Genomic DNA, 24,796 nt, shown 5'->3' on the forward strand with positions numbered 1-24,796 from the left:
GAGCCCCATACCCAATCCCCTCCCCATGCATAAACTTATGGGTTTAGACAAGGACGCCGTTAGGCGTTTTTCTTATCAGTGCTCTAGATGAGCACTATATTCAAATTCGATCATCCCCTTGTATAAGCTCCACTGGTCATCGATCCCGCAGCAGACCGAGCTAATCTTTTCATAGATGAACCCTTTGATCCTTTGATCCTGTGTTAAATTGACCTTTCGAATAAAAAGATTGCAACTATTGGACTAGGAATGAAATAATAGTCTTAGCAAATTTGATCTTTTTCATCTATGTCTTAAAACAAAGGACTATTTGGTCGATAACATGAAGTAACAATAGAGATTGTTTTGGCAAGGAGCAGAATGAATGAAATGAGAATAATACACTACATGATAATCGCTCTAATTTTTGTCACCCTGGTATTTTCCGTAGAGGTAGTTCTTAAGAGCTACCAAAATTCATTACTCCATGAGCTAAGAACATCGGAAGAGTCCCAATTGTCCTCACGAGCTCTGGCATTGAAATCGGTCGTAGACCGTAACTTCAATCTTATGGCAAGCTTAGAGGCTTATGTCGATTCAAGTTATCTACAAGGTAAAACAGACCGAGAAATTATGACATACATAGCCTCGCTTTATAACGGCGATAAAAGTTCTGCTTATAATCTATATATTGCGCCCAATGGCATCGTTAAGTACGTATATCCCGCTGAGGGTAATGAAAGTCTTGTGAATTGGAACCTACTCACAGATCCGCGGATCAATGTTCAATTGCAAATTCAGCGTGCAGTTCAATCCAAAAAAATGACGGTAGACGGTCCCTTTGAGCTGCTGCAAGGCAATAATGGTTTGGTCGCACGGAAGCCCATTTATGAAAATGGAACTTTTTGGGGATTCGTATCCGTGGGATTGGATTTAGACAAGCTTTTATTTGATTCTGGTATTAAAGGCAAAGGAAATGAGGCTCTACAGGTCGCAATTCGCACCCCTGGAGAGTCGGCTTTCTATGGAGAGGATAGGGTTTTCCAGAGCAAGCCGATGCTGGCGACGGTGGAACTCTCGGAATTGGAATGGGAACTTGCAGCACTCCCACAGAGTAGTGTGCTGAAAAGCGTTTATCAACAGATTGGACTTATACGTTTGGCCTATTCTATGGTGCTGATGCTTGCGCTGCTTTTCTATTTGTACATTATGAGACAACGCAATACCCTAAGTATTGTGGTTAAAGAACGCACACAAGAGCTGCTTGAGGCTAATGAGGATTTAACGGCAGTCAATGAAGAGCTAACAGCCGGTGAGCAGGAGCTACAGCAATACACTAGGCGTCTGCAGGAATCGGAACAAATGCTATCTTACTTAGCCTATCATGATGCTTTAACAAGAATTTATAACCGTGCTCATTTTCAAACGCTGCTGAAAGAGCAGATGGAATACGATTATGCGAAAACGTCATCTTTAGTGGTTCTATTTTTTGACTTGGACAATTTCAAGATGGTCAACGATTCTCATGGCCATCATATAGGAGACATGCTTCTTCAAGAAGTTGTAGGCCGCATTCAAAGAGCGGAACTCCCTTACCATACATTAGCTCGCTTTGGTGGGGATGAGTTTGCCATGTTGCTGAAGGATTGCACAGGCGAGAACCCAATCCAACACCTTTGTGAACGACTACTGGACTTAATTAAGGATCCATTTATTATTGCGAACCGTTCTTTCTTTGTGAGCATCAGTATTGGAATTGCACAATATCCGCATGATGGAGTAACTTGGGAGACGTTGCTTAAAAATGCAGACATGGCCATGTATGTTGCCAAGAGGGAAACGGGAAGTTCCTATACATTTTTTAATAAGCAGATGGAAACAAATTCGCTTACAAAGCTGGAGATGGGCAATCATTTGCGGCAATCGATGGAACGAAATGAACTGGAAATCGTGTATCAGCCGCAAGTAGATTGTACACTTGGCAAAATTATTGGCGTGGAGGCCTTGCTGCGTTGGAATCATACGACCAAGGGTTATATCTCGCCTGCAGAATTTATTCCATTGGCTGAAGAGATGGGGATGATAGTCCCTATCGGTGAATGGATTTTACGCGGAGCTTGTAATCAGATGAAAGATTGGCATAATAGGCTTGAGCAACCTTTAGCGATTTCTGTGAACCTTTCAGTTAGACAGTTGCAAGACGAACGGTTTGTGGATAAAGTTTGTCATATTTTAGAGGAGTCGGGTTTAGAAGCTAAGTATTTGGAGATGGAAATTACTGAGAATGTAGCGATGCAGGATGAGCAAGTAGACGCCCTGCGCCATCTGCGCAATTTAGGTATTGCTATTTCTGTTGATGATTTCGGGACGCATTATTCCTCACTCAGCTATCTGAAAAGGTTTCCTGTTACCAAAATTAAGCTAGATCAGTCCTTTGTACGCGGCGTTCAATCCGATGATAAAGATAGGGCCATGATTAAGGCGATAATTTCTGTAGCTAACTCCTTCCAACTCGAAATTATCGCTGAAGGGGTAGAAACGGAAGAGCAGGCCAGCTTTCTCGTAGAAAATGGGTGCAGACAAATTCAAGGCTACTATTTTTTCCGGCCCATGAATGCCGATCAAATTGTCCAAGTACTTGGGCAAAGTTTGCAGCCAAAGCTGGTCTTTATGGAAGCGGTAACTGAAAGCAAAAATAAATTGTAGAGCGTTCATTACTTTAAACAAAAGAAAAATCTCATTCGCTGAGCTGAGCGAGGGAGATTTTTCTTTTGCGTTTAAAGGTACTTATTAATTATGTACTTAAAGCTTAACGATTTGTTTTTGTTTATTTTTGTAGTAAACCCAATGCTGAAACCCAATTTCTTTCAACTTGGCACCCACTTGGTCCCAATCGTCGCCGACCCGGCTTGGGAGGTGTGCGTCTGAACCGAAAGTCACCTCTACGCCGTGATGTAACGCTCGTTCGAGGATTTCATCTGTCGGATACCAACCACCGACGTCTTTGGTCTTACCTGAGGTATTGATTTCAATGGCAACTCCATGTTCACCGATTACTTTTAAAGTTTCGTCTACTTTTGGAGTAGCGATGTCTGAAAAAGCAGGATAGAATCCTTTCATCGCATCGATATGACCAAGGATTTGGAACATACCCGAGCGCGCAGATTCCTGAATGAGGCGGTAATATTCTTCCTTTTGCTCAATCTTCTGCGCGTCGTTAAGTCCATTCCAACGTTTGCGATTGAAGATACTGACGCCGCCAGATAAATGCACGGAGCCAATGATGTAGTCAAAAGGATATTTTGCGTATTCTTGCCGATAGATGTCCACAAATTCCGGGAAAAAATCCGATTCTACGCCGAGAAGGACATCGATTTTACCTTCATATTCTCGTTTCAACTGAAGTACTTCCTCTATATAACGAGGAAACTCGCTTTTGGCCATCGCGATCAAAGGCTGCGCCTGATCTTCGGAGCTGCCAAAATAAGGCGAGTGGTCTGAGATGCCAATTACGCCTAAACCGCCTGCGATAGCGGCTTCAATATAGTCGCGAATTGTATCTTGCGCATGTCCGCAACGGTCATGGTGGGTATGGAGATCGAATTTCATATGTGAAGGAGCCTCCTTAGAGTTTTCGCCAGCAAACTGGCTTCTTGAGATTTGGCCTTTGAATGAAACGAATCTTATTCCGAACCGAGAAATTGGGTTTCTGGCATCCCTTTTAAGTCTGCCAAGAACTGCTGCATGGCTGAATTCAAGTAACGTCCTGCTTTATATACTACACCTACTGGGTGGGTAATATCCAGTTCGCTTACTTTCAACATTTTTAAGGTGCCGTGGCGAAGCTCGTCAGCGACAGATAGTTTGGAGATGATAGCAACACCGAGATTTAACTCCACCATACGTTTCACTTCTTCGCTGCTTGTTAGCTCCATCACAATATGCGGAGATACTTCAAATAAAGAAAAAACTTGATCGACGAATCTTCGCCCTGCAGTTTCAGGCGAAAGCATAATGAAAGGGATATTTCGAAGCTTTTCAATGGATAAATGACTGAAACGGCTTAGTGGGTGCTGGGATGAAACGATAAGCTCAAACGTGTCATAGTAGAGCACGGACGTTTCTAGTGCTTGATTTTTTTCGAATAAATACGTAATCCCAATATCAATCTGACTATTTTCCACACTGCTCATAATTTGGGAGGACGTCATGGAATGAATCGTCGTTTTGATGAGAGGAAATTGATCTTGAAAATAGGAGAGGACCCTCGGCAAAATTTGCATGGCTATCGATGTCGTTGTTCCGATATGAATATGCCCTTGCGGTGTTTGATGTAAATCGGCAAGCCGCTGCTTTAAATCGCTGGAGATACGCAGTATCTTTTCTGCATGTTCAAGAAACAACTTTCCGCTGTCCGTTAAAGTCACGGGTTGATTTCGATCGATTAGAATCGTGCCGAATTCGTCTTCTAAGCTCTTTATCTGTGCGGAAACGGCAGGTTGGGTCAAGTTAAGAAGTTCCCCAGCTTTACGAAAACTCATCGTTTTGGAGATCGTTAGCAACGTCTCCAACTGGTTCATATTCATGAGCATACCTCCTGCATTCTTAGATTGGGATACAAATAAAATTTATCGAAATTGTAAAGGGCATAAAAAGTTTTTCTAACCTTATTATATATGAATTGGGCTGTGCTCGGCAATGTCTTGGCATAAAGCGTATGAAGCAAGTGCAATCTACGTAAGGGAATAAATGACTATAATGATTTTCTCTATTGCTATATACTCAAATTTGAATATAATAATTTATATATCTGCACGAATAAGCATCATTAAATAATAAAGGAGCTAGAGTGATGTCTTTAACACGTAAGTCAAACACAACTTGGACCGTTGTCGGCTTGATGCTAGGTCTTTTGCTAGCCTCGCTTGATCAAACGATCGTTTCTACGGCAATGCCTACTATCGTTTCAAAATTAGGAGGTTTCGATCAATTCGTATGGGTCTTTTCTGCATATTTGATCGCCAATGTGACGGCAATGCCGATATTTGGTAAATTATCAGATATGTACGGGCGTAAATTATTTTTCATAATTGGGATTATTGTGTTTATGATTGGTTCTGCTCTTTGTGGAACGGCCACTTCCATGACAGAATTAATTATTTATCGCGCTGTCCAAGGTATTGGCGGCGGGGCGCTTATGCCCATTACGTTCGCAATAATTTTCGATATCTTTCCTCCACAGAAACGTGGGAAGATGCAAGGGCTCTTCGGAGCAGTTTTTGGATTATCCAGCGTCCTGGGGCCTATCATTGGTGCTTACTTCACGGATCACGTGACTTGGGAATGGATTTTCTTCATTAACCTCCCTCTTGGGGTTGTCGCTCTATTGTTAATCATGTTTTCTTATCATGAGTCGGTGGAGCACAGCAAAGCGAAGATTGATTGGGGCGGCACGATTTTGTTAACCGCATCGATTATGTCCTTGATGTTTGCCTTGGAACTTGGGGGCAAAGAATATGCTTGGAATTCCTTGCAAATTATTGGGCTATTCGCTGGATTTGTTGTGATTTTGGGGATATTTATCCTAGTGGAGAAATATGCTGCAGAGCCGATTGTTCCCCTCGATTTGTTCAAAAATCGGCTGTTCACCTCAAGTATGGGTGTAAGTTTTGCCTACGGTGCTGTTCTTATCTCAGCAGGTACGTACATACCGTTATTTATTCAAGGTGTTTTTGAAGGTTCAGCTACGAGTGCAGGTTCTGTTTTAACGCCGATGATGCTAGGGGTTGTTGTCAGCAGTGCGTTTGGAGGGCGCTTCATTGGGCGATTCTCCTATCGGAATGTGATGATTGTCTCTGTCGTATTACTGATCATCGCGACATCGCTTTTAGGCGGAATTTCGATTGATTCTAAACGTTGGCTTATCACAATTTATATGATTCTCTTAGGCTTGGGTATTGGTGCGTGCTTCCCGATCACCTCTATGTCAGCTTTGCATAAAGTTGATTTTCGCCGCAGAGGAACAGTAACTTCATTAGTTGGTTTTTTCCGTTCCGTAGGCTCCGCAATTGGGGTTGCTGTGTTCGGTAGTGTGCAGGTGAATTCCTTAACTGATAAAATTAGAGCTTCCGTTCAAGACCCAACGATGGCTGAAAAGTTTCATGATGCTCGTGTGTTGCTTCAGCCGCAAGTTCGTGCACAAATCCCGCCAGATGTGCTGCATAAGCTGCTTACGGCATTGGCCGAATCTATCGCGGTCGTTTTCCAAACAACAGTTGTATTAGCCGTTATCGGCTTAATTTTCATCCTCTTTATGGGCAATGCTAAGTTGGAAGTCGGCAATGCGCCTGTCAAAGATAGCATGCCTTCAGGGCACTAGGGAGGGTGTAAGGAATGTCGATAAAGCTAGTCATTCTCGGACTGTTGATGGAGGCCGATCGGCATACGTATGAGATCCGGCAGACGATGAAAGAAAGAAGCATGCATAATTACATGAAGCTGCAGGACGGCTCCTTGTATTATGCGATGGATCAGCTTAAGAAGGATGGGCTCGTGGAAGCGGTCGAGGTTGTGCGGGATACGAATCGCCCGGAAAAGACGATCTATCACATTACGGATAAAGGCCGCAAAAAATTCCAGGAAATGCTTTTAGAGCAGCTGCACGAGGAAATCTGGTATCACCATCCGCTTTATGTAGCATTGCCCTTTACCGTGCATGGAGATCAGGGGAAAATAGCAGAGATTCTTGAACATAAAATTATGGCCCAAAAAATAGTCATGCAAAGAGCGAAAAGTCTTTACGAGGAGCATATTGGAACCGTTCCGCGTGTGGTACTCCAGATGATGGTCGGCTCGTATAAGCGTGCTTTTATGGAGCTGAAATGGCTGGAACAGCTGCATATTGATGCCAAAGAGGGGCGCCTTCAAGAAAGAGGAACACCGCTTGAAGTCGACTGGGATCGAATCGAATGAACAAAGCCGTAGTTACCTTCACAGGATGAAGGAGCTACGGCTTTTTAGCGTGCTACGGCTCCAAAATGCGCGCAAATTTGGCGATGCCTTCTTCGATTTCCTGACGGTTTGCTCTAGCGAATGAAAAGCGCACATAGCCTTTATCTGCGCCGTACACCCCGCCTGGAACGAAAAGGACACCTTGCCGAATGCCTCGTTCAAGCAATTCCGTTTCTGCAATAGGCTGTAATAACTTGCACCAAATGTGATAACCTCCGGTCGGTTTCACCCATTCCGCTTTGCCTGTTAGATGCTTATCCATGGCTGCTAACATATAGTTTCGCTTTACCGTGAGGCCAAGCAGTACCTTCTCGCGCTGCTCCGTCCAGGCAGAAGAAGTAATGAAGGTCTCGACGAGATGTTGGAGGAGTGGACTCGTTCCGAAGTCCATCTGCTGCTTGGCATCCGCCAATCTATCAATAACGGAGCTAGGACCGACCAACCAACCAAGCCGCAGACCGGGAGCAGTCGTCTTGGACATGCTGCCAATATGGAGGATAGACTCCTTCGCTCCACTAAGCGCTAATAAGGGAAGAGGTGGATCAGGTTCGCCCGTCAACGTTATCGAACCAAAAGTCTGATCCTCGACGATAGGAATGCGATGCTCCTCGCATATCTGAATCAATCGCTGCCTTCTTGCTAAGGGCAAGACAGTTCCCGTCGGATTTTGATAAGTGGGGCTCGTAATGACCATCTTAATCCGATGCATTTTGTGTAGAGAAATCAGTTCGTCGGGCAAGAGACCGTCTTGATCGACGGGAATACGCAGTAAACGAATGCCGGATGCGCCGAACAACGGTAGAGAGTAATGGTACGATGGACCCTCGATAGCAATGCTATCGCCTGGGCTTAAGAGACATTGGGCAATTAAATGTAAGGCTTGTTGGGCGCCGGACGTTATCAAAATGTGCTCAGGCCGACAGCTGATACTGGAAGTACGAAAAAGGTGAGAAGACAGCGCCTGTCTCAGAGAAATTTCTCCTTTGGAATCTGGATAATGCAGTGGTAAGGGAAGATTGCTTTTCTTCAGCATATCGGCAACCAGGTCGGCGGGAAGGAGATCGGGTGACATCTCGCCATCAGCTAAATTCAAGTAGATAGGATCCATTGTCAGTTCTCTTACTTTACGCAGGAGAGTTTGCGTTGGACGAAAAAGTCCAGCTGCCATATAACTGCGCCATTCGGAGAACTTTGAAGCAGATATGTTCCATAGGCTATCGCTAACGAAAGTTCCACGGCCTTGGGCGGATTGAATCAATCCGACGGCGCGAAGCTCCTCGAATGATTTGGTCACGGTGCTGCGATGAACACCTAACAATGAAGATAAATACCGCTCAGTTGGCAGTTGACTGCCTGGAGCAAGGGTTCCTTCGACAATCATGGTCTCGATTTGCCTTGTGATTTGCATAGGGATGGACTCTTTATGATCTCGGTTTCGATTGATTTCAATATTCATCGTTTATTTCAATCCTTTGTATGAACGCTCTTTCTTACTTTTATCTTCCGTTAATTGGCTTGTGAAATCAACTGCCAATTGGCTCCTGACTGTGTCGGCCAATTCGATTAAGCTGAAATCACTAAACAAGCGCGTACAGAAAGAAAGGAGAAAACGAGTGTGCTTTTATCTGCGTTTATTAAAGGCTTTATATTTTCATTATCGCTGTGTTGCGATCTCGGGCTTGTAAATGTAGCGATGATAAAGACGGGGATGGATAAAGGGTTTAAGCGTTCATTTCAATTGGGGTTCGGTTCATGTTTTGGGGATTTGACGTATTTGGTTTTAGCGCTTCTTGGTGTAACGGTCATTTTTCAGATTCCCGTCGTTCGGTGGGTGATGTGGATTGGTGGTACGCTGGTACTTGCGTGGATGACGATTCAAATGCTCCGCAAATCACTAAGTAAGCAAGAGGAGCTGGCATTTTCGGGGGCTCCGACGAAGGAGGGGAAACAATTCTGGTGGGGGCTTGGTTTAACTTTATCGTCCCCTACGGTTATTCTATGGTTTGCAGTTGTCGCTGGACCGATAATTGCTAGCTTCGGTACCCACGACATGACAACAACGACTGTGTTTATTGCTGGTTTTTTTGCGGCTAGCGTAGTCTGGTCAGGTTTTATTGCGTTAGTTTCCGGCGTTTCCCGGAAGTGGTCCAGCGCACGATTCATACGTATCATGTCGCTGGTCTCCGCGGTTTTGTTTTTGATTCTGACAGTGAAAATTTTTATGGACGGTTGGCAGCATTTGCTCCATCCTGCGGCATAGCTTTTCTGATGAAGTCCTGCAGGTCTTCACAAATCATGTCTGGCGTCACGCCAGCAGATTCAAGCTGCGCTTGAACATTTTCGGCCGTAGCAACGCCTGTTAACACGAGTGCTGTACGGCAGCCAGCCACTGCGCCACCACGGATGTCGGTAGCGGCATTGTCGCCGATGACCCAGACATCCGCGGGAGGAAGTCCTAACCGCGCGATGGCGTAGTTCATAATGATCGGCGACGGTTTGCCGATCACTACCGGCTCCACGCCCGATGCCGAAGTAATCGATGCGGCGAGGGAGCCTGCCCCCGGCATAAGTCCTCCATCCGACGGCAGCATGCGGTCGGGATTCGTTAAAACATAGGCTGCGCCATTCTTAATATGGCGAACTGCCTCCGTCAGCTTCGTGTACGTGAAGCTGCGATCAATGCCCTGGACGACGAAGTCTGGCGTCTCTTCTGTCAAGAGGAAGCCGGCAGCCTCGAGGGCTATTTGTAGTCCAGCTTCGCCTACTACGTGCACGCGGCTTCCGTGCCTTTGTTCGGCCATGTACTGCGCGGCCGCCTGGGAGGAGGTGTACACGGCATCAGGTGTTACCTCGATACCAAGCTCATGCATGTGTTCCGCTACCTGCTGGGGAGTACGGGAGGAATTGTTGGTCACGAGAAGGTACGGCAAGTGGTTATCGTTAAGAAGACGAATGAAAGCCGCTGCATGAGGAATAGGCTCTCGTCCACGATATAAAGTTCCATCCAAATCAATCAGGAATCCGATCATTATTTTGCACTTCCTTATCACAGTCTTTTTTCATTCGTGCTGAGTTACCCTGTTATTACATAGAAGGGAGCGTTATTTCTACTGTGGTTCCCTCCCCTAATTTGCTTCGAATTTTCATTGTACCACCATGGCCTTCAATGATTCGGTAACAGACCATGAGACCAAGTCCAGTCCCTTTTTCCTTTGTGCTGTAGAAAGGCTCACCTAGCTTTGGCAGTCGTTCAGGCGCTATTCCGCAGCCTTGATCAATGAACCGAATGATCAAGTTTTGCCCATCTTCCGCAGGTAATGCTTGGATAAGCATAATGCCGCCTAGCGTCATCGACTCCAGTGCATTTTTAAGGATATTAATAAATACTTGTTTAAGCTGGTGTTCGTCGCAGGAAACAAGTGGGAGTGAGTAAGCGATCTCATCTTCGATTTCGATGTTACCTAACAGCGCCTGTGGCTGTAACAGCTCAATCGTGCTCATTACAATTGAATCCAGTCTACGAGCCTCGAAAAGAATAGCCTGGGGCTTGGACACAAATAGAAATTCATTGACGATAAATTCAATGCGCTGAAGCTCTTTTTGCATAATTTCTATATAATATTGCTCCTTGGGACTATTTGTCTTCAAAAGCTGTAAAAAACCTTTCAAGGCAGTCAGAGGATTGCGAATTTCGTGAGCCACGCCAGCGGCTAATTGACCAACTGCGGATAATTTATCGGATTTGATCAGTAGTTCTTGGGTTTTTTTCTGTTCTGTTATATCTTGAAACGTGATGACGGTACCAAGAAGATGCGCTTTTCCTTCCAACATGGGACTGCACATATATTCTACGGGAAAGCTGGTTCCGTCTTTTTTCCAGAAGAGGTCCTCTTTCACCACAGTCACTTCTCGATTCAAAATCGTGCTTAGGATTGGACTTTCTTCCTTCGAGTAAAGGCTCCCATCACTTTTTTCCGGCCGGACGAGATTGTGAATTTGTCTCCCTAGCATTTCATCCACTTTCCAGCCTGTGATCGCTTCAGCAGCTTTATTCCAGAAAATTGTTCTACCGCTCATATCAATGCCATAAATACCTTCAGAAACAGAATTAAGAATGAGTTGATTTTGCTTATGTAGCTTATCAATTTCTTTCTTTTGTTCTTTGACTTCGGTCAAGTCTTTTAGAATGGCATAAACACCAACGATGTGTCCATCGACCATGGTTGGTACGAAAGTCACGTTGGATTGCACAGGAAACCCTTTCTGGTGAACGAAAGCAGCTTCAAAATGCTGTGGCATCCCGGCAGAAGCAACCTGAAAATGATGCAGTGCCTTGAGTAAATCAGGAGGATTAATCATGGGTATGAATGAAGTAAGCAGGGAAGCTTCTCGGCTTAAACCGAGCAGATGTTCTAAACCGTGATTTGAAGTAAGCACCTCGCCGTCCAAGCTGAAGGAAATAATAGAATCCGGGTGATTGTCATAAAGAGACTTGTAACGCTCGACGCTTTCTTTTAATTTCACTTCTCTTTCTTTAATTTGCTTGAAGAAATAGAAGGCAAGTCCCACGATGAAACAGATAACTAATATATCTGCGGCAATTCCTACATGCTTAATATTTTGTAAAAAAACAACGCGATGCAGCACGATCGAATCTATCAAGAGCAAAAGAAAAGCGAGGGTATGATAAACTAGCGCAATTTGAAATAAAGTCCAACGTTGAGTCGTTGTCTGTTTTTTGAACATGATTGACTTTCAGCGCTCCTTTAAGTCATTTTCTCCCATAAGTGTATCAGGATTCGACAGAAAATTATACATTTTACCTTCCTTTTGTTCAAAATAGATCATGTTGGAAGCATCTTCCTTGTGATATAATTGTGAAAATTTAAAGAGAAATTCCAATGGGCAGTCTCATAGGTCTATTCGGAAACATATAAATGAGCCCTTCAAGGTTACATTTTAGGGAGCCTGAGGAGGATAAAAAGTAAGTAGTTGGTACTATTTTTAGAAAAAATGAAGTGTACTTGTCCCGGAAATTTAGGTATAATGTAACAAAAGGTCGTTTTTCTGCGGATTTTATTCACAAAGGAGATCGGAGCTTATGAAGGCTGAGTACATTCATCCCTTTCTAGAGTCGGCTAGAATCGTCATCGAGCAAGTAGCTAACATTCGTCCTACAACAGGGCAGCTCGGCGTCAAAGACGTCAAATTTGTGGAAAAGTACATCTGGATTCAAATTGGGATGACCGGACAAATGGAAGGCGATATTGTGTTTGGCTTAGCCGAAGAGGTTGCTCTGAAGATGGTTTCTGCTATGATGGGTGGATTTACAGTGACAGAAATGGATGAAATGGGCAAAAGTGCCATATCTGAGCTTGGAAATATGATTAGCGGGAACGCAAGCACGATGCTGTTCAATCAAGGAGTTCGGGTTGATATTACGCCTCCAAAGATCGTACAGTCAGCAACGGCTGCAGGCTTTGTACCTAAGAAAGCGTTGACGATTCCTTTAATTATGGATAGTATCGGTGAGCTGGACATTCAAGTTCTCATTACGTAGCATCCGTTTCGCACGGAGTTTTAATATGCTAGAATCGATGGAGTGCTGCTGAAGCGGCGGCTCCATTTTTTTATATGATCTGACAGTAGTAAGGAGAAGTCTACATTGAATATTAAAGGGAAGATTGTATGGATAACAGGAGCATCTAGCGGGATTGGTGCTGTAATGGCGTATCAATTCTCGGCTAAGGGTGCGGTACCGATTCTTACAGCTAGAAACACGGATAAATTAGAGGAGATCGCTGCAGGATTGCCTGGGCAGCACGCTGTATATCCATTAGATGTAACGAATACAGAACAAGTAGGCGATGTTGTTAAGCTGATCATCGAACGATATGGTCGTATTGATATTCTAATTAACAATGCCGGCTACGGCATATTTGAGTCATTTGTAGGGGCTCCTTTTGAGCACTTTGAAGATATGATGAACGTTAATTACTTGGGCTTGGTTCGCTGTACGCAAGCAGTTTTGCCGCACATGCTTCAAGCTGGGAATGGTCACATTGTCAATATCGCATCTATGGCCGGCAAAATAGGTTCAGCCAAATCCACCGGTTATTCAGCAACAAAGCATGCGGTTCTTGGCTTTACGAACAGTTTGAGGCAGGAACTCAACGGTTCAGGTATTTCAATTACCGCGATTAACCCCGGTCCAATTGCTACTCCTTTCTTCGACAAGGCAGACCCAAGCGGCAACTATGTGAAAAATATCTCGTGGTTCATGCTGAAGCCTGAGAAAGTTGTTAGAGAGCTTATCGATGCGGTTGAAAGAAATGTGCCCGAAAAGAATTTGCCGTTTATTGCTGGAGTCGGTGTCAAGCTATTTCATTTGTTCCCAAGAATCTTTGACCGCATAGCAACAAAAATGTTAAATAAGAAATAAAAACGTTATCAAGATTATCCAAGCTCTTTACATAGGGAGCAGTGAAATATAAAAAAGCGAACCTCAATTCGGGAAAAATTGAGATTCGCTTTTTATTATGGGTTTGGCGTACCTGACTTCAAGGCTTGATTCAAGTCGCGAATCTCTTCAAAAATCCGACGAACTTCAGCTTTTCCAGTTGGATGCGTTTGGTTCCAATGGGAAGCAAGAGCAGGGAGCGATTTATGAATGTGATTATAAAGTGCCCAAATCTTGATTTTCTCAATCATTTCTGGTGAAGTATCGCCTGTAATTAACTCAGCTGTTTTCAACAATAAAGCATCGAATTCATTCTCAAATTCTGTATTCATAGTTTCATCCCTTCGGATGGAATATTAAAGAGTAATTCCAGTCTAACGCAAGGCGCCACGACTGTCAAAAATGGAGGTTCTCATGTCAAGTGTACAAACAATCGTTCAAGACGGTGAACTATTAGAGCGGGAACAATTGCGTTGTTATACCAAACAAGTATCGCTCTATCTTCTTACTTACAGTAGTCAGGGCTTACGCGTGAAAGGCTTTTTAGCCGTTCCCGAAGGTGACAATCCGAGGCCTGCCGTCATATATTGCCGCGGTGGGATTAGACGAGTTGGCATGGTTCGAAAGCGGAGAATTGTCTCGATGGCACAGAGGGGATATGTTGTGTTTGCTCCTTTTTATCGAGGCAATGAAGGGGGAGAAGGACGAGAGGATTTTGGTGGCGAGGATCGGTACGATGTGTTTCACGCTATCCCGTTGGTACAATCATTGGATGAAGTGCTTCCCGGGCCTGTATCCTTAATTGGGTTTTCTAGAGGCGCGGTAATGGCGATGCTTGCAGCCAAAGAATGCAGCGGTGTAGGGCCTGTTGTTGTATGGAGCGGTGTAAGTGATATGCTTGCTACCTATGAAGAACGGGTAGACATGAGAAGAATGCTCAAACGTGTTGTCGGACATCCCAAGAAACAAATAGACGCATATCTGCAACGTTCACCTATCCATTGGGTCGATCAGGTGGAGTCGCCAATTTTCATCATTCATGGTACACAAGATACCCAGGTCCACGTTGAGCATGCAAAGAAGCTGGGTACGGCTCTTGAGCGTGCAGGTAAGGATTATACAATGGTATTATATGAAGGGCTTGATCATCGATTTCCGAAAAAAGAAGACGAAAAAGCGCTTGATACTATGTTTTTATGGCTGAATACCAAGCTCAGGCTTATGAACTAGGAAGCAAATTCCACTTTTTTTCTGTTTAATATTGTTTACTGTCCTCTAATGCCCTAATATGAAGTAGGGAGCACAGAAGGTTTTTGAGCCGATTGTGGTTGGGGGGCTTTTATGTCGAAGTATTTGACGCTAATATTTACTTGTGACTTTTATACTTTGGATAAGGGCGTACAAGAGCAGGTTTACCAGGAGTTTTATTTGCTTGTATACCCAATGATTTATTTTATATTAAGAGATCACGCCGGGGTTGAAGATATTATTCAAGAGTCATTCCTGCGCGCTGTGAGCAAGGCCCCTACGCTAAAGGAAATTGACAAGTACGAGGGCTGGGTGAAAAAGTTAACTAGAAATGTAACACTCAACCATCTACGTAAGCACAAAAGGAACCGGGAAGAGCTTGAAACGGATCTCATTCTCGTTACGAAAGAAGCAGCACCGACTTCGGAATATTTGGTTCCTCTTGAAAAAGAAGTCGAGTTAAAGCACATGCGTGAAGCGATTATTAAATACATTAATCAATTAAGCCCATCCTATCGACAAATTATAGCGATGAAGTGGATACATAATTTATCGTATAAAGAGATGGCAAGTGAGCTTGGCGTTACCGAAGGTGTGATTAGACAAAGATTGTTCCGCGCCCGTGAAGCTATCAGGCAGAAGTTGCTTGAGGAATGGGGATCTTTGCATGAGTAACTGGAAGACGGATGAGAAGGAATTGGAAAAGATATTGAAGCGGTCGGTGATTCAGCACTATGCGGATGCCGCTGCTAATGTTACTTACAATCCAGACTCATGGTCTACAATGAAGCGAAGGCTTGATCAAAAGCGCGTTAGACAAGTTAGGAAATATCGCGTACAATCAACTGGGATTGTCATTGCCTCCTTCATGCTTTTTACTCTCGTCTTTGCAGGACCTATGGAAACGAATACAATTCACCCTTTCACAAGACTTATTTATCATGTGAAAGAAGATATTACTACGTATTGGCATAGACTAGGGCATAGTGCTTCCCAGCAAGAAATTGTTAAAGGGAAGAGCGATAAGTGTATTTCGCTCAGCAAATAGAGCATTTCTTGCACACCGAGCTTTGTTCCCTAGGGACAGAGCTTTTTCATTGTGTGTTTGTTTCACTATGCGATGTGTCTTATAATTGGATTAAAGAAATGACGAAATGGGGTTTGTAGAAGTGAAGACAAGTTTCGAACAACTGCTTGTTGAGCAGTCTTATGTAGATAAATTAAATGAGATGGGCATTGGGGAGCCTACGCCGATTCAAGAGGAAGCGATTCCTACGCTACTGCAGGGGAAGGATGCCATTATTCAGTCACAGACTGGAACTGGGAAAACACTTGCTTATTTGCTGCCTGCCCTGCAAAAAATCGACCCGTTGCAAAAGCAGCTCCAAGTCGTAGTAGTGGTGCCGACTAGAGAGCTCGGGATGCAAATTCTGCAAGAGATTGAGAAGTTGACGCAAGGAACACAGTTACGTTCGCAATCACTTATTGGTGGTGCAGCTGTTGTCAGACAAGTCGAGAAGCTTAAACTCCATCCGCATATTGTAGTGGGTACGCCTGGGAGGCTGTTAGAGCTTATCAAGATGCGTAAGATCACCCTACATCATGTGAGGATGGCAATCGTTGATGAAGTTGATCAAGTATTTGAGCTAGGCTCTATGAACGAGGTTGAAGCGATCCTAAAAGGTATGTTGCGCTCAAGCCAAACGGTGTTCGTTTCAGCCACGATTCCAGCTAGTATTGAACAAGCGGCGCAGAAGTGGATGAAGGAGCCAGCTATACTGAAAATCAATCCGAGTCAGCGTACGGCTGAAACATTGGAGCATTGTTATTTCGTGTGTGAAGAAAGAGAGAGAATCGATACGCTGCGAAGATTGGTTCGTCTAATAAATCCTGCTTCAGCGATTGTTTTCATTAATGCAACAGCTGACATTGCAGAGGTTGTCGGAAAGCTTCAGTACGTGGGGCTTTCTGTAGAAGCCTTGTATGGGGAAGCTGCCAAACAGGAACGAGCCAAAGTGATGGGGAACTTCCGTGAGCGGAAGTTCCAACTCCTCCTAGCTACGGATATTGCGGCAAGGGGCTTAGACATCGAAGGCGTTACTCATGTCTTCCACCTGGATCCTGCGATAAACGCGGAGTATTATCTCCATCGCGTCGGACGGACTGGTCGCATGGGCCGCAAAGGCACAGCTATTTCTATTGTGACGCCGAAGGAATTGTTCATTCTCGACAAGTTCGAGAAGCAGCTTGGTATTACGATTGCTCCAAAGGCAATGTATGAAGGCAAGATCGTCGACCCTTCTCAGGACCGTAGTGCGTCTACAATGCGTACCCGCCGAGAAGCTGCACGCTCGCCACGTGGCGCAGCGCCTGTGCGCGGCACTTCGCCTAGCACGCGGCAGGCTTCAGCTCCTGAGGCGCGTATCAACTCCGCGGCGCCAGTCAGAAGCGTTGATCCCAGCTCGTCAGCTCCTCGCAGTAATGGAAACGGAAGCGGTAGCGGGAGGACCTTGAGCCCAGCAGCTCAAAAGGCGCAGCGTGAGCGGGACCGCAAGAGCAAAGGCGCGCCGCGCTGGCTCAAAGCGAAGCAGCAGGACAAAGAATAGCCTGAAATCAGCGGACAGTGCCGCTAGTCGACTCTGGAGCCATTTGAAGATAAACGTTCCGGCACATCATGGAAGATGGGGGGCGTAACAGCTGCGGATGAGAAAGATTTTAGTCATAGTAACAATGACAATCGTACTCTTAATAGTTGTTCTAGCAGGGGGACTCTGGTATATCAAGCCAACGGAAGTATTAGATCTTAACTACAAAGAGCTGGAGATTACAAACAAAATTCTGGACATTATCAAGAATCGGAAACTTGAAGTTGTGCTAACGGAACAAGACGTTAATAATATGGTGAAGAAGCAGCTTGCTGCGCGTCAAACACTTCCTAACGACGTTCGTATCGAAGGAGCTAAAATTTCCGTTCATGGAACCATGCTCGAAGCTGATGTGAATATTCGTTGGCACGATCAAGTGCCCGTAGGCGCCAAAATGTGGTTCAATTTAACGTGGAACAACCCTAACCTTCAAATTGAACATGTTGCTACACAAATTAAGGGATTCAAACTTCCTAATGCGTGGTTGCAATTAGCGCCGTTTCAAATTCCAATTGAACAACATTTGCCCAAGCTTATTGGTGTTAAAACCGTAGTTTTTGAAGATCGCGCTATTCAAATTGATTTAAAACTTTTAAAGTAGCTAAAGATGGCTTCCGTGTATGCATGTACTAAAAAAAGTAAAAGTGATGAGCCAACTCGATGGACTTAAGTAATTGGTAGAACTACCAAGCGACTAGAGTCCATCGAGTTGGCTTTTCGTTCAATTAGCCAGATCTCAGATCCTGTATTTTCCAACGATAAGAAAACAAAATAATAGCAAGGGTTAAACTCATGCCCCCAAGGATAAACCAAATTGCAACCCCGACATGGAGATGATCCATGCCCCATCCCACAGCTAAGGGAAGAACGGCACCTCCCAAGCCGCCTGAAGCAATCAGTGTACTTGTTGATTGCTCTGTTCGACCGGGAAGCAATTGATTGGCGTAAATCAGTGCAACGGCGAATATCCCAGACATGAAAAAACCGAGCAGTAGCACGATGACAAAGCTGCTCCAGACCTGTGAGCTAAACATCCATAAAAAAGCGATGAAGAGACTTGCTCCAAAAGAAACAGCTAGGAACCGAAAGTAAGTCATTTTCTCTGCGAGTACACCCGCAAATACGCGTCCGACTACCATGGTCAGCCAATAAGCGGTCACTGATAGGGAGGAAAGGGAACTAGAGGCTTTCAGCTGATCGATAAAAATAGAAGGCAGAAAATTAACGATTGAATTCTCCATCCCACAATAAAAAAAGAAGACAATCATGAAGAGGAACAGAAAGGCGAATGAATTTTTTGTTAGCGCCGGAGGTTTTTCTTCTTTTTGTGCTAGATTAGCTCGGTGGCCTAGCAACTGATCATGTTCGCCTAAAGAAAGTTTTGACCAAATGAGCGCTGTAGCTAATGCGCTAGCTCCGAGCAAGAGGAAGGAATACTTCCAAGCGCCGCCAGCAATTAAGATACTTGATATAAGGGGCATGATGAGTGCGCCTAATCCGAAAAAAACTTCAAGCTTACTGAAGGCAGCTGCTTGCTTATCTTTGGCTGCTACCAAAATAAAAGTGCTAATGCTTGATTCAACGAGACCAAACGAGGCTCCTGCAAGGAAAGTTAGGCATACAGCAAGCGGCCATGGTGGCAATAAGACGATTGCGAACATGGAAATTCCAAGCAGAGCGAAGGCTGTAGTAATGGTACTTCTGCGATTTATGCGGCGAATGAGAAAGGGCATACTAAGGACGCCAAGAAGGAAGCCGCCAAATTGCATAAAGACCAAGAGGCCGCCGTCACTGTAGCTGCGCCCGTAATAGGCTAACAATTCAGGTAATACGGCTCCGAAAATAACATGTGTGCTGCCAGTCAGCAGATAGGACAGGCAGCCCATTATGAGTAATCTTTTCATTATCCGATGCTACCTTTTTCTGGTAATGACAGCTTTTCGTTATGGTTCAAAACGTGCATAATTCCCTCAGAAACGGAATTAATTTGAAAGGCGGCTTGCTGCCTAACTTCAGGATGAGCACCACTCATAGCAAAACTGTGAGGCGTAATACCGAACATGGATATATCGTTAAACGAATCCCCAAAGCAAGCAACCTCCTCAGGCTGCAATCCGAGCTTTTCAAGTAGAACCAGCAGAGAAGAGCCTTTTGAAACATTTCGCGGCATAATATCGAGGCAATCCGTATCCGATATGAACAATTCTACCTGGTCACCGATATGTTGCTTCATTACCTCTATGACTTGCATGAGAATCTCAAGCTCCCCAAGAAGAGTAAATTTACAGGTGGGAAGATTTGTTTTAAACGCATGCTCCGCGTCTTCTTTCACAATGAAAGGTTGAAACATTCTCGCTTCAACCTTGTTAGATGCTGAGGAAACATTTTCAATATAATTGGCATCTCCCGAGCAAATTAACTTGACAAGCTCGAAGTCCTTAAGTAGTTGGTAGACTTGAAGGGCTAAATCAGGATCAAACAGCTTAGATTGTAAGAATGTACCGTCATCCAAGTGAATAAAGGCTCCATTCTGCGAGACAGAAAATGCCTTGTGGCCGATTTCTTTCATGACCTGTTGTATTTCTGTATGCATTCTCCCTGATGCCAGACACAACTGAATACCCGCCTCATTGGCTTTCACTAGGGCAGCTAGTTCTCTGGGGCTAACCTTCTTGCTATGATCGAGTAACGTTCCATCCAGATCACTTACGATAAGTTTTATCATGTCGTCATTCCCCTCCAGCTAGCACAATCTCAACTTCACAAGCAAGCAGCTTCTCCTTGATTTCAGAACTTAGATCTTGATCGGTAATGAGAATGTCAATACTCTCGAATCCCACTACGCGATGGAATAGTTTTTTTCCAAACTTGGAATGGTCGGCAAGTACGATGACTTGATCAGCGTGCTGCATCATTTCTCTGACTAGGTAGCTGTCCTCTTCGTTTGGTGCAGATAAACCTTCTTCTGTGATGCCGCAGGTTCCGATAAATAATTTATCGACGTGATAATCGTTAAGCATTTCAATTGCTTTAGCTCCATAAACGCTGTGATGCTTATTGTCGAGTACGCCTCCTAATATATGAATAGTCGTCTCTTCTTTGCGCGCCAGAATCGCTGCGATTTCAATGGAATTAGTGACAATCACATTTTTCTTGGAATTCAACGCTGCAGCGGCATGAAGAACGGTTGTAGAGGCATCCATCATTAAGTAATCACCATCTTGCATCAAGGATGCGGCTGCTTTTCCGATCGTCAGCTTGGAAGATGATTCGGCCTGCAGCCGTTGATCATAATTACCTACGTCCTTAGAGAGTGTTGGAAGAATCGCGCCTCCGCGGGTTCGGATAATCCGACCTTGCTCCTCAAGTTTAACCATGTCGCGTCTTGCGGTATCGCGGGAAATATCATAAAGCTCACAAATAAGATCAACGGTGATTCGCTTATTTGATTTTAAGTAATCAACAATAGAAATAAGTCGTTCTTCTTGAAACAATTCATTGACTCTCCTTTAACTTAAGTTTTAATAAGTGTTTATAAGTATTTATGCTTATTATATAGAGTGGTTGTGGTTATTTCAATAATAAAAATTTTGTGAAGAGAAAAAAATAATGCTTCTCGTAAAAAAATAAAGACCGTACAGCACGCTCAGTAAGCGAATGTACGGTCTTTTCATTATTTTATTGCTGTCTTTTTCCGAGTAAGAATATAGTTTGGATAGGTAATCTCACCGGTGTCTAGCTTTCTAATTTCTTCATCGTTCCAGCCGCTAATTTTATTCACTCCAGTAATACCTGTCAGTTTAATCTGATAATGGTTGGCCAGATACAGCTGTAGTTTAGCCATTTCTTCTGGCGAAATCTCTCTGAGCTTTTGCTTACCGTTTATTTGCCCGAGGATGATACCGATTGACTCTGCAGCCAAACCTGTATTAGGTTGAATCCTTGTACTACCATAAGCAATGGCAGAGGAGCCAACATTTTTACCGGCAGCGATGACGTTGTCATAATTTTTAAGTAAGAAGCTTCGCAAGGGCATGCCATATTTATCAGGCCTTCCCATTTCGATTCCCCATTTGTTCGCACTCGTGCCTTGCAAATCAAGCGGATACCCACCAATGCTTACATTATCCCAAAACATATTGCCAGAGAGTAGATCAGATGGCTTCAGCACATAGTCCATTTCATAATGATTATATTCTCGTATGTAAGGGTAAGTCGGCAGCTCGCTCAATTCTGCATGCTGCCAGCCGGGCAACGTTTTGCGGAAATGTTTAAGAATGAGAGGCGTTTCATTATTACCTAAATTTACAGCTTCTTTGATCGAATCAGGGTTGGAGGGATCAACGGTATAAACGAGTAAAGCGTTGATAGCGACCTCTCCATCTCGTTGATTGACGGCGTTTAATCCTCTTAGGAAAACACGATCATTGGAAGCTTGATAAGCTTTTGTCATGCCACTAAGCCCAATTGCGAAGCTATCGCTAACATAGCCCCCACCAAACTGCTTATTTTTCTCAGCGCTGCTCAAATGATTAAATGTAGTGTTGAATGTTTTCCAATCTACATTTTTGAATTTCATCATCATGCCAGCACTCATGTATTCAATATTATCTTGTCCATAGAATTTCTCTAGACCCGGTAGTCGTTTAGCATCCAAATGATGGATAAGCGCTGCGAAGTCGCTGTTTTCTACATAATAGGAAGCGGAAATCTTCTTTTTCTCATGCTGCTGATTCGTGTAGGTAATGGAGTTGATTTTGTGTAAACTGTCAGGGCTTTTTGTTTGCTCGACTTCATTAATCTCAATTCCTGACTCTAATGGGATATCTTTAATTAATTTATTCATATAGGAAGAAAACTCGGATAGTTTACGTATTTTAGCATTTCTGAAGCCGTCGAAGAGTTCCTTTGCACGACCTTGAACGAGTATTTTCCCATGCTCGTCTCTCGTTTCATCAAGAAAAAGCATTTGACTTTGTAGAACTTGTCCTCCAAAAGCTGAGCGTGGGTCCAGTATTTTTACTTTCAATCCTTCGTCCGCTGCTGCCCTTGCTAAATATAGTCCTTCTAATTCACTACCAATTAGAACAACATCCGTATACTCGACGGGAAGACTACTTTTGCTTCCATTGTTTATGAGTTGTGACTGTGGAGATGGTGTAGCGCTGATGGATGAACCGTCTAGCGCGCCGGATGGAGAGCTTTTATCTTGCTGAAACCATGTCTTTCCTAATGAGAAAGCCGAAATCAAAATAACTAAAGCTGCAAGGGCGATGACGAGCCGTACTCGTGTACTGAATAAACGCATGCGTGAGCTCCTTTAACGGGTAGTTTTGTACCCTCCCAGTCTATCAGTTTCATTGTGCTTTTAATAGAGATTCTATCTTGGTTTCAGGGATTTTATGATTCACCCCCCGAAATAAAATCATCAAGTCGAACTTTTGTAGCATAACCAGGAACCCTTCGCGAAGGCTCCACATTACTTATGAAATTATGAATAAGGGAGAGAGAATTTAATGAAACAACAATTATTCAAAAAAGTGGTAGCAACCGGTCTCGTACTGACAATGGTAATGGGGGGCGGGACTGCAGCTTTTGCAAAAGGTAATGAGCATGGCAATGATCATGGCAAGGGTTCCGATAAATGGAACTATAATAGTAACAATAACTACAATAACAATAGCATGGACAAGTTTGATGTAAAAGGGAACATCCAAATACGTATTAATTTCGATGATTTGAAAAGTGCTCAATGGGCAATGCGCTACATAGCAAGTTTGGCTTCCAAGCGTGTTTTTGAAGGATACGAAGATGGAACATTTAAACCTGATAACAGTGTTTCTCGTATCGAAGCGATTACAGCAGCTGTACGATTGATGGGATTGCGTGAAAAAGCCGAGTCTTCTACTGAAATGCAAACGAAGCTAAATTTTAAAGACGCGGATAAAATTCCTTCATGGGCAGTAGGTTACGTAGCTGTAGCGCTAGAGAACGATTTGTTCACAGAAAATGATGACGCTGTTCAACCACAAAAAGATGCAGACCGTCTGTGGGCAACTACACTCTTGGTTAAAGCTTTGAAATTGGAAACTGAAGCTAAAGCGAAAATGAATACAAGCCTTACTTTCAAAGATGCGAAGCACATTCCTGCTGGATCCGTAGGTTATGTGGCAGTAGCCATAGAAAAAGGGCTCGTTGATGGTTTTGAAGACAATACTTTTAGACCAGGTCAATCTGTCACACGCGCTCAACTTGCAGCTTTGCTTGATCGCACAGGTAATCAACTACCTGACCAAGATCAAAATGCTAGCTCGGGTACAGTAAGCACTGCGGTTTATAATAATGTTTTATCATTAACGAAATCAGGCGCTACAACGCAATATGTTCTTCACCCGGATGCATTTGTTTTGAGAAACGGAGTGAAAGTAAGCGTATCTGCTCTGCAGGTTGGAGATGAAGTGAAGGTTCGTTCTTATAACAATACAGTTGTCTTTATTGAAGTAACCAAATTGGCGCAAGTTAACCAATCTTTCGGCGTAGTTGGTACATTGAATGGAACAACTCTCAACGCTCAAGGTAAGATTGCCACGATTTCGATTAACCAAAATGTTAATGGAGTCAATCAAACAGCAGTTTACAACGTTGCTGCTGATGTAGCATTAACTGGGAACTTGTCTTTGTTTACACAAGGGCATTTGGTTGAACTTAAAGGTCAGAACCAAGTTGTCACTTCAATTGATGTAAAAGCTTAGTAACATAAAAATTAGATATAAAAGGTTAGATTTTGCAACAACCTCAGCTGCTAACAGTTGGGGTTGTTGTTTGTATGCTTGCATATTTTTTAATTTTGGAGGCAAACTGACACCTATCTTGAAAAGGGAGATGATTGTTTTATGGATGAAGCGCTTATTCAAACGTTTAAAAATTACTATGCAGGTTATCGTACGGCAACTAATGTGGATCAAAGTTTCAGTGATGCCTATCAAGCGCTCGCTTATCATGTAATTGAACAAACAGGTCAGTTTGCAGATAAAGGTAAGTTAGGGGAAATTCAAACCTTGGTGCGTGAGTTTAAAAATATACAGCTTGCCATTAGTCCAAGTAATGATTCTGTTAAAGAGCAATTCGAGCAAGAGTTGGTTGAGCATTTGCTGAATCGCACACTTACTTAATTGTATTTTAATAAAAGGTTGCATTATTTATTTTGGCGTGCTATATTGTTGATCCGGCCAAAAAAGAGCTCGAAATTTTATGAAAAATATAAAATAAAGCTTGCAATTAACTGGGCGAATGTGTTACATTAATCAAGTCGCCTTTGAAGGGCGGAGGATTAAAACGAAAGAAATTGATCTTTGAAAACTGAACAACGAGTGAAAGAAGCACGGTCGAGCAATCGACCAAAAAAGAGATGCAAATCTCGCTAGCAACGCAAATGAGCAATTAAGCTTTCAAA

General features: G+C 43.6%; 23 protein-coding genes. 13 read left to right on the forward strand and 10 right to left on the reverse strand.

The window, feature by feature from the left end:
- The first annotated feature begins 516 nt into the window (after window positions 1-516).
- The gene (locus GK047_RS21300; RefSeq protein ID WP_163951488.1) at window positions 517-2,685 is read left to right on the forward strand and encodes a bifunctional diguanylate cyclase/phosphodiesterase; all 2,169 of its coding nucleotides are present in this window, start codon (window positions 517-519) and stop codon (window positions 2,683-2,685) included.
- A gap of 96 nt (window positions 2,686-2,781) precedes the next feature.
- On the opposite strand, the gene GK047_RS21305 is transcribed toward GK047_RS21300, so the two are convergent.
- Together GK047_RS21305 and GK047_RS21310 are read right to left on the reverse strand one after the other, a co-directional pair.
- Complete coding sequence (locus GK047_RS21305; RefSeq protein WP_163951490.1) at window positions 2,782-3,588, reverse strand: histidinol-phosphatase; 807 nt, start codon at window positions 3,586-3,588, stop codon at window positions 2,782-2,784.
- Window positions 3,589-3,662: 74 nt separating this feature from the next.
- Window positions 3,663-4,565, reverse strand: coding sequence for a LysR family transcriptional regulator (locus GK047_RS21310; protein ID WP_163951491.1), 903 nt, complete (start codon window positions 4,563-4,565; stop codon window positions 3,663-3,665).
- A 266-nt stretch (window positions 4,566-4,831) separates the two neighbouring features.
- Here GK047_RS21310 and GK047_RS21315 point away from each other — a divergent pair, with 266 nt between their 5' ends.
- Window positions 4,832-6,358 carry an MDR family MFS transporter gene (locus GK047_RS21315; protein ID WP_163951493.1) on the forward strand — a complete coding sequence of 509 codons (1,527 nt, stop codon included), beginning with the start codon at window positions 4,832-4,834 and terminating at the stop codon, window positions 6,356-6,358.
- A 14-nt stretch (window positions 6,359-6,372) separates the two neighbouring features.
- Complete coding sequence (locus tag GK047_RS21320; RefSeq protein WP_163951495.1) at window positions 6,373-6,951, forward strand: PadR family transcriptional regulator; 579 nt, start codon at window positions 6,373-6,375, stop codon at window positions 6,949-6,951.
- A 52-nt stretch (window positions 6,952-7,003) separates the two neighbouring features.
- Here the strand turns inward: GK047_RS21320 and GK047_RS21325 are convergent, their stop codons facing one another.
- The gene (locus GK047_RS21325) at window positions 7,004-8,446 is read right to left on the reverse strand and encodes an aminotransferase-like domain-containing protein (protein ID WP_163951496.1); all 1,443 of its coding nucleotides are present in this window, start codon (window positions 8,444-8,446) and stop codon (window positions 7,004-7,006) included.
- A 159-nt stretch (window positions 8,447-8,605) separates the two neighbouring features.
- Here GK047_RS21325 and GK047_RS21330 point away from each other — a divergent pair, with 159 nt between their 5' ends.
- Window positions 8,606-9,250 carry a LysE family translocator gene (locus GK047_RS21330; RefSeq protein WP_346010371.1) on the forward strand — a complete coding sequence of 215 codons (645 nt, stop codon included), beginning with the start codon at window positions 8,606-8,608 and terminating at the stop codon, window positions 9,248-9,250.
- Here GK047_RS21330 and GK047_RS21335 read toward each other — a convergent pair.
- Complete coding sequence (locus GK047_RS21335; RefSeq protein WP_163951553.1) at window positions 9,210-10,019, reverse strand: TIGR01457 family HAD-type hydrolase; 810 nt, start codon at window positions 10,017-10,019, stop codon at window positions 9,210-9,212. The genes GK047_RS21330 and GK047_RS21335 overlap by 41 nt on opposite strands.
- Window positions 10,020-10,074: 55 nt before the next feature.
- Window positions 10,075-11,736, reverse strand: a complete 1,662-nt coding sequence (locus tag GK047_RS21340; protein WP_163951498.1) for a PAS domain-containing sensor histidine kinase — start codon at window positions 11,734-11,736, stop codon at window positions 10,075-10,077.
- Between the two features lie 355 nt (window positions 11,737-12,091).
- Here GK047_RS21340 and GK047_RS21345 point away from each other — a divergent pair, with 355 nt between their 5' ends.
- Window positions 12,092-12,550, forward strand: coding sequence for a chemotaxis protein CheX (locus tag GK047_RS21345; RefSeq protein WP_163951500.1), 459 nt, complete (start codon window positions 12,092-12,094; stop codon window positions 12,548-12,550).
- A gap of 105 nt (window positions 12,551-12,655) precedes the next feature.
- Window positions 12,656-13,432, forward strand: coding sequence for an SDR family NAD(P)-dependent oxidoreductase (locus tag GK047_RS21350; RefSeq protein WP_163951502.1), 777 nt, complete (start codon window positions 12,656-12,658; stop codon window positions 13,430-13,432).
- Window positions 13,433-13,527: 95 nt separating this feature from the next.
- Here GK047_RS21350 and GK047_RS21355 read toward each other — a convergent pair whose 3' ends face one another.
- On the reverse strand, window positions 13,528-13,782 hold the full coding sequence (locus tag GK047_RS21355; RefSeq protein WP_163951503.1) for a DUF2573 family protein: 255 nt from the start codon (window positions 13,780-13,782) through the stop codon (window positions 13,528-13,530).
- A gap of 82 nt (window positions 13,783-13,864) precedes the next feature.
- On the opposite strand from GK047_RS21355, the gene GK047_RS21360 reads away from it, so the two are divergent.
- The 5 genes from GK047_RS21360 (at window position 13,865) to GK047_RS21380 (ending at window position 17,944) form a co-directional block, all read left to right on the forward strand.
- Window positions 13,865-14,680 carry an alpha/beta hydrolase family protein gene (locus tag GK047_RS21360; RefSeq protein ID WP_240344077.1) on the forward strand — a complete coding sequence of 272 codons (816 nt, stop codon included), beginning with the start codon at window positions 13,865-13,867 and terminating at the stop codon, window positions 14,678-14,680.
- Window positions 14,681-14,791: 111 nt separating this feature from the next.
- The gene (locus GK047_RS21365) at window positions 14,792-15,373 is read left to right on the forward strand and encodes an RNA polymerase sigma factor (RefSeq protein ID WP_163951507.1); all 582 of its coding nucleotides are present in this window, start codon (window positions 14,792-14,794) and stop codon (window positions 15,371-15,373) included.
- On the forward strand, window positions 15,366-15,746 hold the full coding sequence (locus tag GK047_RS21370; protein ID WP_163951509.1) for a hypothetical protein: 381 nt from the start codon (window positions 15,366-15,368) through the stop codon (window positions 15,744-15,746). The genes GK047_RS21365 and GK047_RS21370 overlap by 8 nt, the downstream gene beginning before the upstream one ends.
- 121 nt (window positions 15,747-15,867) lie before the next feature.
- The gene (locus tag GK047_RS21375) at window positions 15,868-17,304 is read left to right on the forward strand and encodes a DEAD/DEAH box helicase (RefSeq protein ID WP_346010372.1); all 1,437 of its coding nucleotides are present in this window, start codon (window positions 15,868-15,870) and stop codon (window positions 17,302-17,304) included.
- Window positions 17,305-17,428: 124 nt separating this feature from the next.
- Window positions 17,429-17,944, forward strand: coding sequence for a hypothetical protein (locus tag GK047_RS21380; protein WP_163951512.1), 516 nt, complete (start codon window positions 17,429-17,431; stop codon window positions 17,942-17,944).
- Window positions 17,945-18,068: 124 nt separating this feature from the next.
- Here GK047_RS21380 and GK047_RS21385 read toward each other — a convergent pair whose 3' ends face one another.
- From GK047_RS21385 to GK047_RS21400, 4 genes are all read right to left on the reverse strand, one after another.
- The gene (locus GK047_RS21385; protein ID WP_205516901.1) at window positions 18,069-19,247 is read right to left on the reverse strand and encodes an MFS transporter; all 1,179 of its coding nucleotides are present in this window, start codon (window positions 19,245-19,247) and stop codon (window positions 18,069-18,071) included.
- Entirely contained in the window at window positions 19,247-20,068 is an 822-nt protein-coding gene (locus tag GK047_RS21390) for an HAD family hydrolase (RefSeq protein WP_163951515.1), read from the reverse strand. Before GK047_RS21390 ends, GK047_RS21385 begins: the two co-directional genes overlap by 1 nt.
- 4 nt (window positions 20,069-20,072) lie before the next feature.
- Entirely contained in the window at window positions 20,073-20,837 is a 765-nt protein-coding gene (locus GK047_RS21395; RefSeq protein WP_163951517.1) for a DeoR/GlpR family DNA-binding transcription regulator, read from the reverse strand.
- Window positions 20,838-21,016: 179 nt separating this feature from the next.
- On the reverse strand, window positions 21,017-22,651 hold the full coding sequence (locus GK047_RS21400) for an FAD-dependent oxidoreductase (RefSeq protein WP_163951519.1): 1,635 nt from the start codon (window positions 22,649-22,651) through the stop codon (window positions 21,017-21,019).
- A gap of 208 nt (window positions 22,652-22,859) precedes the next feature.
- Between GK047_RS21400 and GK047_RS21405 the strand changes: the two genes are divergently transcribed.
- Window positions 22,860-24,095 (forward strand): S-layer homology domain-containing protein, encoded by a 1,236-nt coding sequence (locus GK047_RS21405; protein WP_163951520.1) that lies wholly within the window; start codon window positions 22,860-22,862, stop codon window positions 24,093-24,095.
- 141 nt (window positions 24,096-24,236) lie between these two features.
- A complete protein-coding gene (locus GK047_RS21410) occupies window positions 24,237-24,515 on the forward strand; it encodes a hypothetical protein (protein ID WP_163951522.1) in 279 nt (92 codons plus the stop codon).
- Window positions 24,516-24,796 lie beyond the last annotated feature (281 nt).

This window comes from Paenibacillus sp. SYP-B3998 (genome assembly GCF_010820665.1).
Lineage (GTDB): Bacteria > Bacillota > Bacilli > Paenibacillales > NBRC-103111 > Paenibacillus_E.

Excerpts from the sequence above, each read along its gene's own strand:
- GK047_RS21360 (WP_240344077.1), top strand. The coding sequence starts at position 13,865 with ATGTCAAGTGTACAAACAATCGTTCAAGACGGTGAACTATTAGAGCGG.
- GK047_RS21410 (WP_163951522.1), top strand. The coding sequence starts at position 24,237 with ATGGATGAAGCGCTTATTCAAACGTTTAAAAATTACTATGCAGGTTAT.
- GK047_RS21340 (WP_163951498.1), bottom strand. The coding sequence starts at position 11,736 with ATGTTCAAAAAACAGACAACGACTCAACGTTGGACTTTATTTCAAATT.
- GK047_RS21320 (WP_163951495.1), top strand. The coding sequence starts at position 6,373 with ATGTCGATAAAGCTAGTCATTCTCGGACTGTTGATGGAGGCCGATCGG.
- GK047_RS21345 (WP_163951500.1), top strand. The coding sequence starts at position 12,092 with ATGAAGGCTGAGTACATTCATCCCTTTCTAGAGTCGGCTAGAATCGTC.
- GK047_RS21315 (WP_163951493.1), top strand. The coding sequence starts at position 4,832 with ATGTCTTTAACACGTAAGTCAAACACAACTTGGACCGTTGTCGGCTTG.
- GK047_RS21370 (WP_163951509.1), top strand. The coding sequence starts at position 15,366 with ATGAGTAACTGGAAGACGGATGAGAAGGAATTGGAAAAGATATTGAAG.
- GK047_RS21385 (WP_205516901.1), bottom strand. The coding sequence starts at position 19,247 with ATGAAAAGATTACTCATAATGGGCTGCCTGTCCTATCTGCTGACTGGC.
- GK047_RS21325 (WP_163951496.1), bottom strand. The coding sequence starts at position 8,446 with ATGAATATTGAAATCAATCGAAACCGAGATCATAAAGAGTCCATCCCT.
- GK047_RS21380 (WP_163951512.1), top strand. The coding sequence starts at position 17,429 with ATGACAATCGTACTCTTAATAGTTGTTCTAGCAGGGGGACTCTGGTAT.
- GK047_RS21305 (WP_163951490.1), bottom strand. The coding sequence starts at position 3,588 with ATGAAATTCGATCTCCATACCCACCATGACCGTTGCGGACATGCGCAA.
- GK047_RS21405 (WP_163951520.1), top strand. The coding sequence starts at position 22,860 with ATGAAACAACAATTATTCAAAAAAGTGGTAGCAACCGGTCTCGTACTG.
- GK047_RS21400 (WP_163951519.1), bottom strand. The coding sequence starts at position 22,651 with ATGCGTTTATTCAGTACACGAGTACGGCTCGTCATCGCCCTTGCAGCT.
- GK047_RS21355 (WP_163951503.1), bottom strand. The coding sequence starts at position 13,782 with ATGAATACAGAATTTGAGAATGAATTCGATGCTTTATTGTTGAAAACA.
- GK047_RS21365 (WP_163951507.1), top strand. The coding sequence starts at position 14,792 with ATGTCGAAGTATTTGACGCTAATATTTACTTGTGACTTTTATACTTTG.
- GK047_RS21335 (WP_163951553.1), bottom strand. The coding sequence starts at position 10,019 with ATGATCGGATTCCTGATTGATTTGGATGGAACTTTATATCGTGGACGA.
- GK047_RS21310 (WP_163951491.1), bottom strand. The coding sequence starts at position 4,565 with ATGAATATGAACCAGTTGGAGACGTTGCTAACGATCTCCAAAACGATG.
- GK047_RS21390 (WP_163951515.1), bottom strand. The coding sequence starts at position 20,068 with ATGATAAAACTTATCGTAAGTGATCTGGATGGAACGTTACTCGATCAT.